This is a genomic window from Serratia sp. CY56464, from assembly GCF_052168435.1.
GTDB classification, from domain to species: Bacteria; Pseudomonadota; Gammaproteobacteria; order Enterobacterales; family Enterobacteriaceae; genus Serratia; species Serratia marcescens.
Genome location: NZ_JBJNMV010000003.1, coordinates 86,550 through 101,429, shown reverse-complemented (window position 1 = coordinate 101,429; position 14,880 = coordinate 86,550). Strand labels below are relative to the sequence as shown.

Here is a 14,880-nt window from a genome sequence, read left to right as displayed (position 1 = left end):
GCCTTGAGGTCAACATTCATCCCTTATTTCCCAAAAGAAATATGGGTTATCTTTATCGGGACGTTTTTGACGCGCGCCTGCTTTTTCATGATTTGGCCATTCATTACCATTCTCATGAGAAATAACTACGCGATGACTCCGGTGGAAATCGGCGTCATGATGAGCGTATCACTTATCGTGTCTATTTCTTTCGGCTATCTCTTCGGTGGCGCTTCAGACAAATATGGCCGTCGCACGTTGATTATTCTCGGTGCAATTGCCGCTATCATTTCATTTAGCGTACTTGCGTTGGCCAACTCACCGGCGTGGTATTTTGTCGGTATTTTACTCAATGGCATTTCGCGCTCATTGATCGAGCCCGCCAGCAAAGCGGTGATCGGCGATATTCTCCATGACAGGCAAGAGCGAGAACGCGCGTTGAACATCCGCTACTTCCTGATGAACGTGGGCGCAGCCGTAGGCCCATTAGTGGGTGTCGCTCTCGGGCTGACAGCGCAGAAGGCCACCTTCTTCGTCACCGCATTGTCGTTCCTTTGCTATTTGCTGCTGGTGCTCGCGGTATTCAAAGCGGGGCACGGTAAAGAAACGCGCAACGCCACCTTCTCGTTCATTGGCTCTTTGCGGATTATCTGGAACGATCAGGCGTTCAAGGTTTTGGTTGTCGCCAACATTTTGGTGATGCTGGTCTACGGGCAGATCGACGTGACGCTGCCGCAATACCTCATGATCAGCCAGGTGCACAACCCCGAATACCTGCTCAGCGTGCTGATATTCATCAATGCAGCCACGGTGATAACGCTGCAGTATTTCACCGAGCGCTTTACCCGTCGCATGTCATTGGCACTGAAAACCAGCCTGGGCGTGTTCTTTCTCGCGCTTTCACAAATTGTCTTCCTGCTGGTTTCCAGTGAAAGCTGGGGGCTGTGGTTGGTCGCCATGTTCCTGCTCAGCCTCGGTGAAGTCATCCTGTTCCCTACGCTCAATATACAAATTGATCGTATGGCGCCGGCTAACCTAAAAGGGGCTTACTTCGGTGCCGCCACGTTTTACGAATTTGGCCTGGCGCTCGCCCCTTTTGTCGGCGGTTTGCTGTTAAAACAAGGTGGCGGTGGCGCCCTGTATGCCGTGATGTTCTTTTTATGCATCGGCGTCATCGTTCTTTATACTATTTCAGAAAGAATATCTGAGAAAAGAACGATAACCGTGTGACATTGTTAATCCGCTAATTAACGCCGCCCTTGTTTAAGCACATTAACGGGGCGGCTTTATCGTGATATTAATCACAGTAAATAAATAGCGAAGGATATGCAGGTTATTATTTAATCGAACGATTTATTTAATGCCAAAAAATAAAAGAAATCTATTTACATGAATGATTAGGAGATGTTATAAATTTGTTTATTGCAGGCGTGTAGCTCAGTGGTAGAGCGCTGTGTCATACTTCACAGAGGTCACCTGGTTCGATTCCGGTTGCGCCAACCAATATAAAACCCATTCCTTTCCCATTCTCTTTAATTATTTTCTCATCGAAATAAACCGGCAAAAATTTATATATTTACCCCTCTCTTTTCTTTCCATCGCCCCGTTGCGTTCACCGGAAAGGTGAATAATTTATTAGCCAAACGCCGCACATTCCGTACAATCCTGTTCCTTCATCTGTTCTTGTCACAAGCCATCATCGTAAACCTATGGGGGACACTGATGGACAAACGCTTTATTCAGGCGCACCGCGAAGCGCGCTGGGCGCTGGGGCTGACGCTGCTCTACCTGCTGGCCTGGGGGCTGGCGGCCTACCTGCCGGACAGCGCCATCGGCGTCACCGGCCTGCCGCACTGGTTCGAAATGGCCTGCCTGCTGGTGCCGCTGCTGTTCATCGGCCTGTGCTGGCTGATGGTGCGCACGGTGTTCCGCGACATTTCGCTGGAGGACCGCGATGCAAACTGAAGTGATCCTGCCGCTGGTCGCCTACTTGTTGCTGGTGTTCGGCCTGTCGGTGTACGCCTATCGGCGCCGCCAGAACGGAAACTTCCTCAGCGAATATTTCCTCGGCAACCGCTCGATGGGCGGCTTTGTGCTGGCGATGACCCTGACCGCCACCTACATCAGCGCCAGTTCGTTTATCGGCGGGCCTGGCGCCGCCTACAAATATGGCCTGGGCTGGGTGCTGCTGGCGATGATCCAACTGCCGGCGGTGTGGCTGTCGCTCGGCGTGCTGGGCAAGAAATTCGCCATCCTGGCGCGGCGCTACAACGCCATTACTCTCAATGACATGCTGTATGGCCGCTACCAAAGCCGCCTGCTGGTGTGGCTGGCCAGCCTCAGCCTGCTGGTGGCGTTCCTCGGCGCCATGACGGTGCAGTTCATCGGCGGCGCACGCCTGCTGGAGACCGCCGCCGGCATTCCTTACGACACCGGCCTGTTGATCTTCGGCATCAGCATCGCGCTGTACACCGCCTTCGGCGGCTTCCGCGCCAGCGTGCTGAACGACGCCATGCAGGGGCTGGTGATGCTGCTCGGCACCGTGCTGCTGCTGGTGGCGGTGATCCATGCCGCCGGCGGACTGGACAGCGCTGTGAGCAAACTGCAGCAGATCGATCCGGCGCTGGTGTCGCCGCAGGGCGGCGATCAGATCCTCAGTCTGCCGTTTATGGCGTCATTCTGGATCCTGGTGTGCTTCGGGGTGATCGGCCTGCCGCACACCGCCGTGCGCTGCATCTCCTACAAGGACAGCAAGGCGGTGCATCGCGGCATTCTGCTCGGCACCGTGGTGGTGGCGGTGCTGATGTTCGGCATGCACCTGGCCGGTGCGCTCGGCCGCGCGGTGTTGCCGGATCTCAAGATCCCCGACCAGGTGATCCCGACGCTGATGATCACCGTGTTGCCGCCGTACGCCGCCGGGATCTTTTTGGCGGCGCCGATGGCGGCGATCATGTCGACCATCAACGCCCAACTGCTGCAGTCCTCCGCCACCATCATCAAGGATCTCTACCTGGGCGTGCGGCCGCAGCAGATCCACAACGAGCGGTTGATCAAGCGCTTCTCCAGCCTGACCACGCTGATCCTCGGCCTACTGGTGCTGCTGGCGGCCTGGCGCCCGCCGGAGATGATCATCTGGCTCAACCTGCTGGCTTTCGGCGGGCTGGAGGCGGTGTTCCTGTGGCCGCTGGTGCTGGGTCTGTATTGGGAACGCGCCAATGCTCAGGGAGCGCTTAGCTCAATGGTGTCGGGTGCGGTATGCTATACGCTATTGGCCAGCTTCAACCTGCAACCGGCGGGGCTGCATCCTATCGTGCCTTCGCTGTTGCTCAGCCTGTTGGCGTTTTATCTCGGTAACGTCGTCGGCGAAAAGCGCCGGACGGCGTCATCATTACCCTCTTGAAGAGAATTGCTATGCCTTGGATCCAACTCAAACTGAACACCACCGGCAGCCAGGCGGAAGACCTGAGCGACGCGCTGGTGGAAAGCGGCGCCGTGTCGGTGACCTTCCAGGACACCCACGACAACCCGGTGTTCGAGCCGCTGCCGGGTGAAACCCTGCTGTGGGGCGACACCGATGTGATCGGCCTGTACGACGCGGAAACCGATATGGCCGAGGTGGTGGCGATGCTGGAGCAGCACCCGCTGCTGGGCGCCGGTTTCCGCCACAAGATAGAACAGCTGGAAGACAAGGACTGGGAGCGCGAGTGGATGGACAACTTCCACCCGATGCGCTTCGGCGAGCGCTTGTGGATCTGCCCGAGCTGGCGCGACGTGCCGGATCCTGACGCGGTTAACGTGATGCTCGATCCGGGCCTGGCGTTCGGCACCGGCACCCACCCGACCACCGCGCTGTGTCTGCAGTGGCTGGACGGCCTCGATCTGGCCGGCAAAACCGTCATCGACTTCGGCTGCGGTTCCGGCATTCTGGCGATCGCCGCGCTGAAGCTGGGTGCGGCGCGCGCTATCGGCATCGACATCGATCCCCAGGCCATTCAGGCCAGCCGCGACAACGCGCAGCGTAACGGCGTCTCAGAGCGTCTGGAGCTGTATCTGCCGAAAGACCAGCCGGCGGACCTGCTGGCGGACGTGGTGGTCGCCAACATCCTCGCCGGCCCGCTGCGCGAGCTGGCGCCGCTGATCGGTTGCCTGCCGAAGGCCGGCGGTCATCTGGGGCTGTCCGGCGTGCTGGCCAGCCAGGCGAGCAGCGTAGCGGAAGCCTACGAAGAGAAGTTCACGCTCGATCCGGTCGCCGAGCGCGAAGAGTGGTGCCGCATCACCGGCCGCCGTAAATAAGCGCCACGGTATATTGCTCCCTCATCCACCGGCCCCTCGCCGGTGGATTTTTTTTGTCCGACGATCGGCCACGGGCAAGACAAAATTTTATGCAATTTTTCGCCTTTCAACGATGGATCGCCCTGACAATGCGCCTTCCAGGCAGGCTATCCCGGCAAAAATAGCGGGCGAATGCAGATAATATCCTGTGCAAAGGCGAATATTTTACCGCACACAAAACAAGCGCTTTTCGTCAACTCATTGTAAAATATATACAATATTTTTATGAATCACTGCGCAGCGCATTTTTTGCCCTAATAGCGAGCCAATTGGTTAAAGTTTGGCCTTTCATCTCGGCGCAAAAATGCGTAATATACGCGCCCTTGCGGACACAGTATGGTCACTCTTTGTCTATGCGCATTGGACACCACCAGCTTACTAATTGCCTGATTGCGGCCCCGATGGCCGGTATTACAGATCGCCCGTTCAGAACCCTCTGTCATGCAATGGGTGCTGGGATGGCCGTATCCGAAATGCTCTCCTCCAACCCGGAGGTGTGGCGGACGGATAAGTCGCGTCTGCGTATGGTGCATAGCGATGAACCAGGGATCCGCTCCGTGCAGATTGCCGGATGCGATCCTGATGATATGGCCGCCGCCGCGCGTATCAACGTGGCCAGCGGCGCGCAGATCATCGACATCAATATGGGATGCCCGGCCAAAAAAGTGAACCGGAAGCTTGCCGGGTCCGCTTTGTTGCAGTACCCGGATCTGGTTAAACGGATCCTCCACGCGGTGGTTGACGCGGTGGATGTGCCGGTAACGCTGAAGATTCGCACCGGCTGGGCGCCAGAGCATCGTAACTGTGTAGAGATTGCCCAACTGGCCGAAGACTGTGGTATTCAGGCCCTGACGATTCACGGCCGAACCCGCGCCTGTCTGTTTAACGGCGACGCGGAATACGACAGCATTCGGGCAGTTAAGCAGAGTGTTTCCATTCCGATTATCGCGAATGGGGATATTACTGACCCGCATAAAGCCAGAGCAGTGCTTGACTACACCGGGGCCGATGCCCTGATGATAGGCCGCGCTGCTCAGGGGAGACCCTGGATCTTCCGGGAAATCCAGCATTATCTGGACACTGGGGAGTTGCTGCCGCCGCTGCCGCTTGGCGAGGTGAAGCGCTTGTTGATTGGGCACATTCGGGAATTGCACGGCTTCTATGGCCAAGGCAAGGGATTCCGGATTGCTCGTAAGCACGTGTCCTGGTATCTCCAGGAACACGCTCCGAATGACCAGTTTCGGCGCACATTCAACGCCATAGAGGATGCCAGCGAACAGCTGGAGGCGTTGGAGGCATATTTCGAAAATCTTAGCGTAAAAAAAGAGCTGACAGAACTATGTTCGAACAACGCGTAAATTCTGACGTACTGACCGTTTCTACCGTTAACTCACAAGATCAGGTGACTCAAAAGCCTCTGCGTGACTCGGTTAAACAAGCACTGAAGAACTATTTTGCTCAACTGAACGGTCAAGACGTAAATGACCTGTATGAGCTGGTACTGGCTGAAGTTGAACAGCCACTGTTGGACATGGTGATGCAATACACCCGTGGCAACCAGACCCGCGCAGCCCTGATGATGGGCATCAACCGCGGCACGCTGCGCAAGAAGCTGAAAAAATACGGCATGAACTGATACTAGTCAGTTAACGTGTTGATAAAAGGCGCTTTATCTCATTTGATAAGCGCCTTTTTCTTTTGGGTAATTTCATTTCCAAGCGTACTATCCTTCCTCATCTCATTGCTGCTCATCTTACAAATGGTATTCTGGCAGCCGCATTCAAAGCAGGATGCTTGCCAATCCTCAAATAAGTTAAAGAACAATAATCAAACTCAATAATAATTAGTATAATTAATTGTTTTAAAAGGAAATTAAATTGGAAAACAAACATACTACAGCAGAAGATTTCGACGACAGCAGCTTCTGGAATAAAATCATGCGTTACGCAAAGAAAGCAGGAAGCGAGGTGATTGAGAAAGCACTTTGGCTTTACTTTGCCGCTCAACGTCCTAATACCCCACTGTGGGCCAAAACAGCCATCTATGGGGCGTTGGCGTATTTTGTATTGCCAATTGATGCGATCCCTGATGTCGTGCCTGTGGTGGGATACACGGACGATCTGGGTGTACTCGCTACCGCTTTAGCTTCTGTTGGCATGCATATCGACGACGAAGTAAAAAATGATACAAAGGAAAAAATGGCTGATTGGTTTGATGCAAAATAATCATGACAACCAGGCATATATGTCCCAGTAAAAAGCGTTAGCTGATACCAGTCGTTAACGTGTTGAAAAGGCGCCCTCTTGCAAGAGGCGGCGCCTTTTTCTTTTGTGGCCTGCCCGGTTTGCGGGCAATAAAAAAGGCCGCGGCGCGGCCCTTGGGGTAAAAAGCGGAGACCTTACTCGGTCGCTTTGTTCTTGAGGCTTTCCGCCCCTTGCTTGGTCTTGTCCCAAGCCTTCTCCGTACCCTGTTTGGTGGAGTGCCAGGCTTTTTGCGAGCCTTCGCTCACTTTGCTGCCGACGCTGTCGCTCTTGCCTTCAGCGGCGTGCTTGGCTTTCAGCTTCAGCTCTTCACCCTTGTCCTGAGACTGGTGCAGCTTTTCTTTGGCGGTATCCGCCCCTTTATGCGCCTCAGCGACGACCTCGTTGCTGGCGTGAGCGGCGGTGTCGGTCGCGGTTTCAGCAGCGAACACCGGGGAAGCGAGCAGCAGTGCAGACAAGGCAATGATTGATTTCTTCATAAGTCCCTCTTTTCTCAGATACGTGCCATTCGTCATGACACAAGATGGCATGAAACACCCCTTGAACGATTTAAGAATAGGACTAAAACCAAAAAAATCGATATAAAATTTCATTACCAACGGTTTTATTGATTTTTTATGCCACCAAGCAGTATGAGCGGGGAAAGCGCACGAAAAAGTTAAATTTTTCCTGTCACAAAACTATAATTTGTACGAATTTTTAACAAGCACCAACAGGGATGGATTCTATGGTTGCCGCGATCATTATCGGCATTTTTATCATCAGCTTCCTCTACGCACACTCCCGCGGCAAAGAGAAACAAAAGCTTACCCGCCAACTGTTCGATCACTCCACCTTTATGGGGCCGATCAACATGTTTATGACCGGCTTCTCCCGTTTGCCCGCCAAACAGCCCTATTTCGACGAAAAAGGCTTCCCGGAGCTGCAGACGCTGACCGACAACTGGCAGGTGATCCGCGAGGAAGCCGTGCGCTTGCAGGATCACATCAAAAAGGCGCAGTCGCACAACGACGCCGGATTCAACACCTTCTTCAAACGCGGCTGGAAACGTTTTTATCTGAAGTGGTACAGCGACAGCCACCCTTCGGCGCAAACGCTGTGCCCGAAAACCGTCGAACTGCTCAACCGCATCCCATCCGTAAAGGCGGCGATGTTCGCCGAGCTGCCGCCCGGCAGCCATTTGGGTAAACACCGCGATCCTTACGCCGGCTCGGTGCGCTATCACCTGGGGCTGATGACGCCCAACGACGATCGCTGCTTCATCGAGGTGGACGGCGAGCAGCACAGCTGGCGCGACGGCCAAGCGGTGATCTTCGATGAAACCTACGTGCACTGGGCGCAGAACGCCACCGATCAGACGCGCATCATTCTGTTTTGCGACGTCGAGCGGCCCATGAAATGGCGCTGGGCGCAAGCGGTCAACCACTGGGTCGGCGCTACGCTGATGTCGGCGGCCAGTTCGCCGAATGACGATCAGGACCGCACCGGCGGCATCAACCGCATCTTCAAATACGTCAACGCGGTGCGCGACGCCGGCCAGCGCCTGAAGGCGCGTAATCGCCGCGGTTACTACCTGCTGAAGTGGCTGGTGATCGCCGCCATTTTCGCCGCCATCATCCTCCCCAGTCTGTAAACCGCCGCCAATCGTCAATCCAGAGGCAACGCGAATGAGAATATTCGCATGCCTCTCTTCCTCTGTACCCCGTACCCTGTGTTAACATACGCATTCCTAGAGCCGCCTCCGCTGGCCAACAGCTATCCCTCCGAAGCCTGATAGCAGCGCAAACCGCCCTTCGAATGTAAATGTTTAGTCAATTATGGAATTCCGACTAAACCCTGGCCGTACCTGGGTGTCTGAGTAGTCGTATCGCTATCGAGTGGAACCTTTATGCGTTACAGCTTGCTGCCCCTTTTAACGTATAAAAAGAGTTTCTATGAAATCAGCCAAAGCATTTCAACTGGCCTTGCTGCACCCGCGCTACTGGTTAACCTGGTTCGGCCTCGCCCTGCTGTTCCTGCTGGTCCAACTCCCCTACCCGTTGCTCAATCGGCTGGGAGTGTGGATGGGGCGCACCTCGATGCGATTTCTCAAACGCCGCGTCACCATCACCCGTCGCAACCTCGAGCTGTGCTTCCCCGAGATGGACGAAGCGCAGCGCGAGCGCAAGGTGGTGGGCAACTTCGAATCGCTCGGCATGGGCCTGTTGGAAACCGGCATGGCCTGGTTCTGGTCGGATAAACGCGTCAAACGCTGGTTCAACGTCTCCGGCATCAACCACCTCAAAATGGCGCAGCGCGACGATCGCGGCGTGCTGGTGATCGGCGTGCACTTCATGTCGCTGGAGCTGGGCGGCCGGGCTATGGGCCTGTGCCAGCCGATGATGGCGATGTATCGTCCGCACAACAATAAAGCGATGGAGTGGGCGCAGACCAAAGGCCGCATGCGTTCCAACAAGGCGATGATCGACCGCAAGGATCTGCGCGGCATGGTGCACGCGCTCAAGCGCGGCGAGGCGGTATGGTTCGCGCCGGATCAGGACTATGGCCCGCGCGGCAGCGTATTCGCGCCGCTGTTCGCCGTCGATCAGGCCGCCACCACCAGCGGCACCTTCATGCTGGCACGCATGGCCAACCCGGCGCTGGTGCCGGTGGTGCTGATCCGCCGCGAAGGCGGCCGCGGCTACGACCTGCTGATCCAGCCGGCCCTGGAAGACTACCCGCTCAGCGACGAACAGGCGGCGGCGGCTTACATGAACAAAGTGATCGAGAAAGAGATCATGCGGGCGCCGGAGCAATACATGTGGCTGCACCGCCGCTTCAAAACCCGACCGGCTGGTGCGCCGTCGCTGTACTGAGCCCCATTTTCCAGCCCGGCCGACGCCGGGCTTTTTTGTGCGCCGCGTTTAAAAAATCTGCGGCTCAAAATCCCGCTTTCCTGTAATCTCCTTCTTTACCCGCACAGGAAAGGAAATGATGAAAGCTCAAGTCCGCATTGCTCTGGTCGGTGATTACAACCCGCAAGCCGTGGCCCATCAGGCCATCCCCGTGGCGCTCCAGCTCACCGCCGCCCATCTCGACATCGACGTGCAGCCCCAGTGGCTACCGACCGAATCCTTGACCTCCCCCGATGTCCTGCAAGATTTCGATGCCATCTGGGTGGTGCCGGGCAGCCCGTATCGACACGACGACGGCGCCTTTATGGCGATCCGCCATGCGCGGGAAAACGACGTGCCGTTTCTCGGTTCCTGCGGCGGTTTTCAGTACGCCATCATCGAGTACGCCCGCAACGTGATGGGCTGGCACGACGCCGGCCATGCGGAAACCGACAGCGGTGGCCGGTTGGTGATCGCCCCGCTGAGCTGCTCGCTGGTGGAAAAAACCGGCGACATCGTTTTTCAGCCTGACACCCGCGTCGCGCAGGCCTACGGCTGCCTGAACACCCATGAAGGCTACCACTGCAACTTTGGCGTGAATCCGGACTTCGTCGCCGACCTTGAGCGTTTCCCGCTGATTATCAGCGGCCACGATGCCGAAGGCGACGTGCGCGCCATCGAACTGCCGGGCCGGCGTTTTTACGTCGCCACGCTGTTCCAATCAGAACGCGCTGCGTTGCGCGGCGAGCTTTCGCCGCTGGTGGTGGAACTGATCAAAGCCGCCGTCTGCTAACCTGCACCTCCCCCGTAGGATCCAGCCGCAGCGAGACACGGTTCTCGTTGCGTCTTTCATTTCGGGTATCAACTCGACATCAACGTTTCACATTTATTATCTCATTAAAGTTAATCCATTAATCGCCCAATAACGGATCATTCATCGCAGTTTAATTGAAACGTCATAATCCTATGAAAGTTAACAGCAGCATTACGAATAAAGAAATGCATGAAATCACAATAAGCTTTATTTCTTATTATTCATTATTATTTCTTTTATAATAATACAGCATAAGAAATTCTTTATAATTTTTTATGATTCAGCCTGTTATCTCTGGCAGAGAAGCCATCGAACTTGCCCGCTTAGATACCACTCCGTTATCGCTCACGATCCTCCTCAGCGCCTCCTCTTTTTATCAAAAATAAAAAACACAAACAAAACATAGCATTACACCATTGCATCTGCTGATGACACGCAGAAAAACCAGTCAATCGTGATTAACACGCCACAAAAGCAATGACAAAAAATTAGTTTAAAAATAAATAAAATATAAATCATTAATCATGAAAACATTGAATTAATTATAATTAAACAAAACCATTAAAAATATTTAATGTGAAAACAGGCCAACTTAATAATCACCTTTTATAATGTTCGAGTGCTTGGCTGCGACTCACTTTATTTAATTCGATTCATTCCTTATTTGTGGAGGTGGTTCCGTGTCCGCTTATTCCCTGACGACCGTGCAACAAGCCGTGTGGCTAGACCAATCTTTAAACCCCGATATCCCCTTATATAACGTTGGGTGTTTATGGCGCGTAGAGCGCGAGATTTCGCTACCGCTTTTTCAAGAAGCCATACGGCAAATACAGCAACAACATGATGCGTTGCAAACCACGCTGAAAGAAACGCCGCAAGGCATTACCCAGGAAACCTGCGACCGGGCCTATATCGACCTGCATTACCATGATTTTTCGCAGAGGCAAGATGCCATCAGTCTGGCAGAAACACACCTTCGTTCTCAATTCCTGCAGCCTTATTCACTGTATGATGGCCTGCTTTGGCGCTGCCACCTGGCCAAAGTCAGCGGATCCAGCACGCTATGGCTGCTTGCTTCCCATCATCTGATTGCGGACGGCACCTCAATTTCCCTGCTGAGCAAAATGATCATGGAGCGCTATAAACAATTAAAAGCAGGGATAAAAAACGAAGCCCCCCGCTCGCGTTACCAAGACTTCGTCATCAGCGATCGCGCCTATCAGCAGTCTCCACGCTACGAGCGCGATCGTGATTTCTGGTTGAAGCGTTTCATCGACGCGCCCCCCTCCATGCTGGAACGCCGCCAAAATCACTGTGAGCAACAAACCTACCCCAGCCATCAGATAATCAAGCGGTTGCCACGCGAGCGTTTCCTTCAGTTGGAACAATACGCCGCCGCACAGGGCGGTTCTGCCATGCATTTTTTTAGCGCTTTGCTGGCCACCTGGTTCGGCCGGATTTGGCAAACCGATCAATTCACGCTGGGCGTGCCGGTACATAACCGCAGTACCGCCGAACATAAGCAAACTTTGGGCATGTTTTCCTCGATGATCCCACTGCGCATCACGGTCGATTCACAGCAATCCTTCGGCCACTTACTGCGGCAAATCGGCAGCGAGCTGCGCCAGTGTTATCGTCACCAGCGTTTTCCCATTGCCGAACTCAACCGCCAGTTGAACCTGCATCAGCAGGAGCGGCGCCAGCTGTTCGACATCAGCTTTTCGCTGGAGGTTTTTCCGACCGACATCGAACTGGAGGGCAGCCAGTTCAAGGTTGAAAACCTGCACCACGGTCAGGAACAGCTGCCCCTCGGCGTCTACCTGCGCCATTACCATCCGGGCGACGACCCGCTGCTGGAGTTCAACTTCAATCAGGCCTGGTTCAGTCAGGAAGACGGTGAACGCATCGCCGCCCGCATACTGCACCTGCTGAACACCCTACTGGACGGCGATCCGGCGCTGCCGCTGGGGCAGTTGCCGCTGCTGTTGCCGCAGGAAAGACAGCAAATCTTCCATCAATGGAATGAAACCCGACAAACATGGGCAAACATGCCGCAAGGCGTACATCAATTCCTGGAACGGCAGGCCGCGCTGACGCCAGAAGCGCCGGCGCTGTGCTACGAAGACCACGAGATCAGTTATCAACAGCTGAATCAGCGGGCGAATCGATTGGCTGCCTTTCTCAGGCTGCAGGGATTACAGCCTGACGATCGCATCGCGGTATGCGTCAACCGCAGCCCGGATATGGTGATTGCCCTGTACGCCATCCTGAAGGCGGGCGCCGCCTATGTACCGCTCGATCCCGACTATCCGCAAGACCGTCTGCGCCACATGCTGCAAGATTGCGGCGCCAGATTCGTTCTGATCGACAATGGCGGCGAACACGCGCTGCACCCGCTGCGCGATATCGCCGTGCCGCGATTGCATCTTCAGCGTGAGAGTCATCTGTGGCGGCAAGCGCCGGATGGCAACCCACCGCCGCTGGCCGCCGATCCACAGCGCAGCCTGGCTTATGTGATTTACACCTCCGGCTCGACGGGGAAACCCAAAGGGGTGATGAACGAACACCGCGGGGTGATCAACCGACTACTGTGGATGCAAAAGGCTTATACACTGACGCCGGATGATGTCGTGCTGCAGAAAACGCCGTTCAGCTTCGACGTCTCTGTGTGGGAGTTTTTCTGGCCGATGATGGTTGGCGCCCGGCTGGCCATCGCCAAACCGGGCGGTCACCAGGAACCGGATTATCTCAGCGCCTGCATCGCACAACATGGCGTCACCACACTGCATTTCGTCCCCTCTATGCTGCAACTGTTTCTGCGCCACGGCGATATGGCGCAGTGCGCCTCCCTGAAACGCATCGTGTGCAGCGGCGAGGCGTTGCCGCTCGCTACGGTACAACGTTGCCTGCAGCAGTTGCCGCAGGCGGAACTGCACAATCTCTACGGCCCGACGGAAGCCGCCGTAGACGTTTCCAGTTGGCAATGCCTGCCCGATGATCCTCGCCCACTGGTACCGATCGGTAAACCGATCGCCAATACCCAGCTCCATATTCTGGATGACCAACTGCAACCGTTACCGCCTGGCATCGCCGGCGAATTGCATATCGGTGGTATTCAGGTTGCCCGTGGTTATCTGAACCGCGCGGCGCTGAGCGCCGAGCGATTTATCGCCGACCCTTTCAGCGCCGAGCCGCAGGCTCGCCTGTATAAAACCGGCGATCTGGCCCGCTGGCTGCCGGATGGCAACATTGAGTATTTGGGCAGAAACGATTTCCAGGTCAAAATCCACGGCCTGCGCATTGAATTAGGTGAGATAGAGCAACAGCTCAGACAGTGTTCAGGGGTTGAAGACGCGGCCATTCTGGCGCGGGAAGACGAAAGCGGCGGCAAGCGCCTGGTCGCCTATGTCATCGCCCCAGAGCAAACGGCCGCCGCCGAATGGCGTCGGCAATTGCAGCAACACCTGCCGGACTTTATGGTGCCGTCCTGTTTTATCCGGCTGGATGCTTTTCCGCTGTCGCCCAACGGCAAGCTGGATCGCAAAGCGTTACCGGCACCGGCCAACATGCAGGAAACCGCTGCTTATGAAGCCCCACAAGGCGAGCTGGAACAGCAGTTGGCCGAACTGTGGAGCGAACTGCTGGGCACAACGCGCATTGGCCGCGACGATGATTTCTTCGCGCTGGGCGGCCATTCGCTGCACGCCATTCAACTGCTGGTTAAACTGAAGCGACACGGGCATTCGTTAGGCATTAAGACGCTGTTTGCTCACTCGACGCTGCGCGGCCAGGCCCGTATCCTCACCGACGGCGTGCCCGCAACGGCTCCAGCCACCTCCGAACCCCTGCAGCAGCTGTTGACGCGTCTGAATCAGGCCAGTTTTACCTTTAAACAGGTAGAGCGCCTGAACCACGCCATCACCCCCGACAGCGTTTGGATGATCCATCCCGCCGTCACCGGTTGCGATGTTTATCGCGATCTGGCGAACTATTTAGAAAAAGATTTCAATGTGTTAGGCATCAACAATTATAATCTGTTCCAACAGCCGCACATCACTTCGCTACGCGAGCTGGCGGCGTATTATCTCGGTCATATGCGGCTGTCGCCGGCGCGCCCCGTCCGTCTGTTGGGGTGGTCGCTAGGGGGCCTGATCGCGCTGGAGATGGCAGCTCAACTGGAAAGCCAAGGCTATCGCGATATCCAACTGTTCCTGCTTGATACCTTCTACCGAACCCCATTCCAGATCCGCAGCGAGCCGGGCATGCTGGCGGCGATGCTGGCCATGCTGGGTATTGACGGCGAGGCCGCCGACCGGGCATTAAAGGCCGAGCCGACGGAGCTGGCATTGGCGAAACAAACGCTCAGCACACCGTTGCAACATGCACGCATCACGCTGTTCAAGGCGACCGAAGATGCAAATCTGAATATCACCGGCCTGGGCGATGAGCGGGAGCTGCTGGCGATTGCCGACAATGGCCTGTCGGCAATCTGCCAACATCTGCAGGTGCATCCGTTGCCCTGCAATCATCACTCTATTATCTTCAGCCACGAGGAGATAGGACGCGCCTTGCGCCAGTCATCGCGCACGCCGGCGATGCTCGGCAACCTTCCTTGACGCTC

12 protein-coding genes and 1 tRNA gene are annotated in these 14,880 nt (G+C 55.6%); 12 read left to right on the top strand and 1 reads right to left on the bottom strand.

Annotated features, from left to right (window positions below; all coding sequences use genetic code 11):
• Positions 1-3 precede the first annotated feature (3 nt).
• The 8 genes from ACJ8KE_RS16655 to ACJ8KE_RS16620 all read left to right on the top strand — a co-directional run bounded on the left by ACJ8KE_RS16655 (position 4) and on the right by ACJ8KE_RS16620 (position 6,536).
• A complete protein-coding gene (locus ACJ8KE_RS16655; protein WP_016930245.1) occupies positions 4-1,209 on the top strand; it encodes an MDR family MFS transporter in 1,206 nt (401 codons plus the stop codon).
• Between the two features lie 196 nt (positions 1,210-1,405).
• Positions 1,406-1,482: transfer RNA gene (locus ACJ8KE_RS16650), tRNA-OTHER, on the top strand.
• A gap of 219 nt (positions 1,483-1,701) precedes the next feature.
• The gene (locus ACJ8KE_RS16645) at positions 1,702-1,944 is read left to right on the top strand and encodes a YhdT family protein (protein ID WP_004936865.1); all 243 of its coding nucleotides are present in this window, start codon (positions 1,702-1,704) and stop codon (positions 1,942-1,944) included.
• The gene (gene panF, locus ACJ8KE_RS16640) at positions 1,934-3,379 is read left to right on the top strand and encodes a sodium/pantothenate symporter (protein WP_033636180.1); all 1,446 of its coding nucleotides are present in this window, start codon (positions 1,934-1,936) and stop codon (positions 3,377-3,379) included. Before ACJ8KE_RS16645 ends, panF begins: the two co-directional genes overlap by 11 nt.
• Before the next feature lie 11 nt (positions 3,380-3,390).
• Positions 3,391-4,272, top strand: coding sequence for a 50S ribosomal protein L11 methyltransferase (gene prmA, locus ACJ8KE_RS16635; RefSeq protein ID WP_016930246.1), 882 nt, complete (start codon positions 3,391-3,393; stop codon positions 4,270-4,272).
• A gap of 392 nt (positions 4,273-4,664) precedes the next feature.
• The gene (gene dusB, locus ACJ8KE_RS16630) at positions 4,665-5,669 is read left to right on the top strand and encodes a tRNA dihydrouridine synthase DusB (protein ID WP_004936856.1); all 1,005 of its coding nucleotides are present in this window, start codon (positions 4,665-4,667) and stop codon (positions 5,667-5,669) included.
• Positions 5,651-5,947, top strand: a complete 297-nt coding sequence (gene fis / locus ACJ8KE_RS16625; protein WP_000462905.1) for a DNA-binding transcriptional regulator Fis — start codon at positions 5,651-5,653, stop codon at positions 5,945-5,947. The genes dusB and fis overlap by 19 nt, the downstream gene beginning before the upstream one ends.
• Positions 5,948-6,188: 241 nt before the next feature.
• Positions 6,189-6,536, top strand: a complete 348-nt coding sequence (locus tag ACJ8KE_RS16620; protein WP_016930248.1) for a YkvA family protein — start codon at positions 6,189-6,191, stop codon at positions 6,534-6,536.
• A 173-nt stretch (positions 6,537-6,709) separates the two neighbouring features.
• On the opposite strand, the gene ACJ8KE_RS16615 is transcribed toward ACJ8KE_RS16620, so the two are convergent.
• Complete coding sequence (locus tag ACJ8KE_RS16615; RefSeq protein ID WP_016930249.1) at positions 6,710-7,051, bottom strand: hypothetical protein; 342 nt, start codon at positions 7,049-7,051, stop codon at positions 6,710-6,712.
• Between the two features lie 248 nt (positions 7,052-7,299).
• Here ACJ8KE_RS16615 and lpxO point away from each other — a divergent pair, with 248 nt between their 5' ends.
• From lpxO to ACJ8KE_RS16595, 4 genes are all read left to right on the top strand, one after another.
• The gene (lpxO, locus tag ACJ8KE_RS16610) at positions 7,300-8,205 is read left to right on the top strand and encodes a lipid A hydroxylase LpxO (protein ID WP_004936848.1); all 906 of its coding nucleotides are present in this window, start codon (positions 7,300-7,302) and stop codon (positions 8,203-8,205) included.
• 301 nt (positions 8,206-8,506) lie between these two features.
• Complete coding sequence (lpxP, locus tag ACJ8KE_RS16605; RefSeq protein WP_016930250.1) at positions 8,507-9,427, top strand: kdo(2)-lipid IV(A) palmitoleoyltransferase; 921 nt, start codon at positions 8,507-8,509, stop codon at positions 9,425-9,427.
• Between the two features lie 115 nt (positions 9,428-9,542).
• Complete coding sequence (locus tag ACJ8KE_RS16600; RefSeq protein ID WP_232036907.1) at positions 9,543-10,238, top strand: CTP synthase C-terminal region-related (seleno)protein; 696 nt, start codon at positions 9,543-9,545, stop codon at positions 10,236-10,238.
• A gap of 701 nt (positions 10,239-10,939) precedes the next feature.
• Positions 10,940-14,875, top strand: coding sequence for a non-ribosomal peptide synthetase (locus ACJ8KE_RS16595; RefSeq protein WP_442517317.1), 3,936 nt, complete (start codon positions 10,940-10,942; stop codon positions 14,873-14,875).
• The last annotated feature ends 5 nt before the right edge of the window (positions 14,876-14,880 follow it).

What these genes read in the sequence shown, in the direction of transcription:
- ACJ8KE_RS16645 (WP_004936865.1), top strand. Translation starts at nt 1,702, where the DNA reads ATGGACAAACGCTTTATTCAGGCGCACCGCGAAGCGCGCTGGGCGCTG.
- panF (WP_033636180.1), top strand. Translation starts at nt 1,934, where the DNA reads ATGCAAACTGAAGTGATCCTGCCGCTGGTCGCCTACTTGTTGCTGGTG.
- prmA (WP_016930246.1), top strand. Translation starts at nt 3,391, where the DNA reads ATGCCTTGGATCCAACTCAAACTGAACACCACCGGCAGCCAGGCGGAA.
- dusB (WP_004936856.1), top strand. Translation starts at nt 4,665, where the DNA reads ATGCGCATTGGACACCACCAGCTTACTAATTGCCTGATTGCGGCCCCG.
- fis (WP_000462905.1), top strand. Translation starts at nt 5,651, where the DNA reads ATGTTCGAACAACGCGTAAATTCTGACGTACTGACCGTTTCTACCGTT.
- ACJ8KE_RS16615 (WP_016930249.1), bottom strand. Translation starts at nt 7,051, where the DNA reads ATGAAGAAATCAATCATTGCCTTGTCTGCACTGCTGCTCGCTTCCCCG.
- lpxO (WP_004936848.1), top strand. Translation starts at nt 7,300, where the DNA reads ATGGTTGCCGCGATCATTATCGGCATTTTTATCATCAGCTTCCTCTAC.
- lpxP (WP_016930250.1), top strand. Translation starts at nt 8,507, where the DNA reads ATGAAATCAGCCAAAGCATTTCAACTGGCCTTGCTGCACCCGCGCTAC.
- ACJ8KE_RS16600 (WP_232036907.1), top strand. Translation starts at nt 9,543, where the DNA reads ATGATGAAAGCTCAAGTCCGCATTGCTCTGGTCGGTGATTACAACCCG.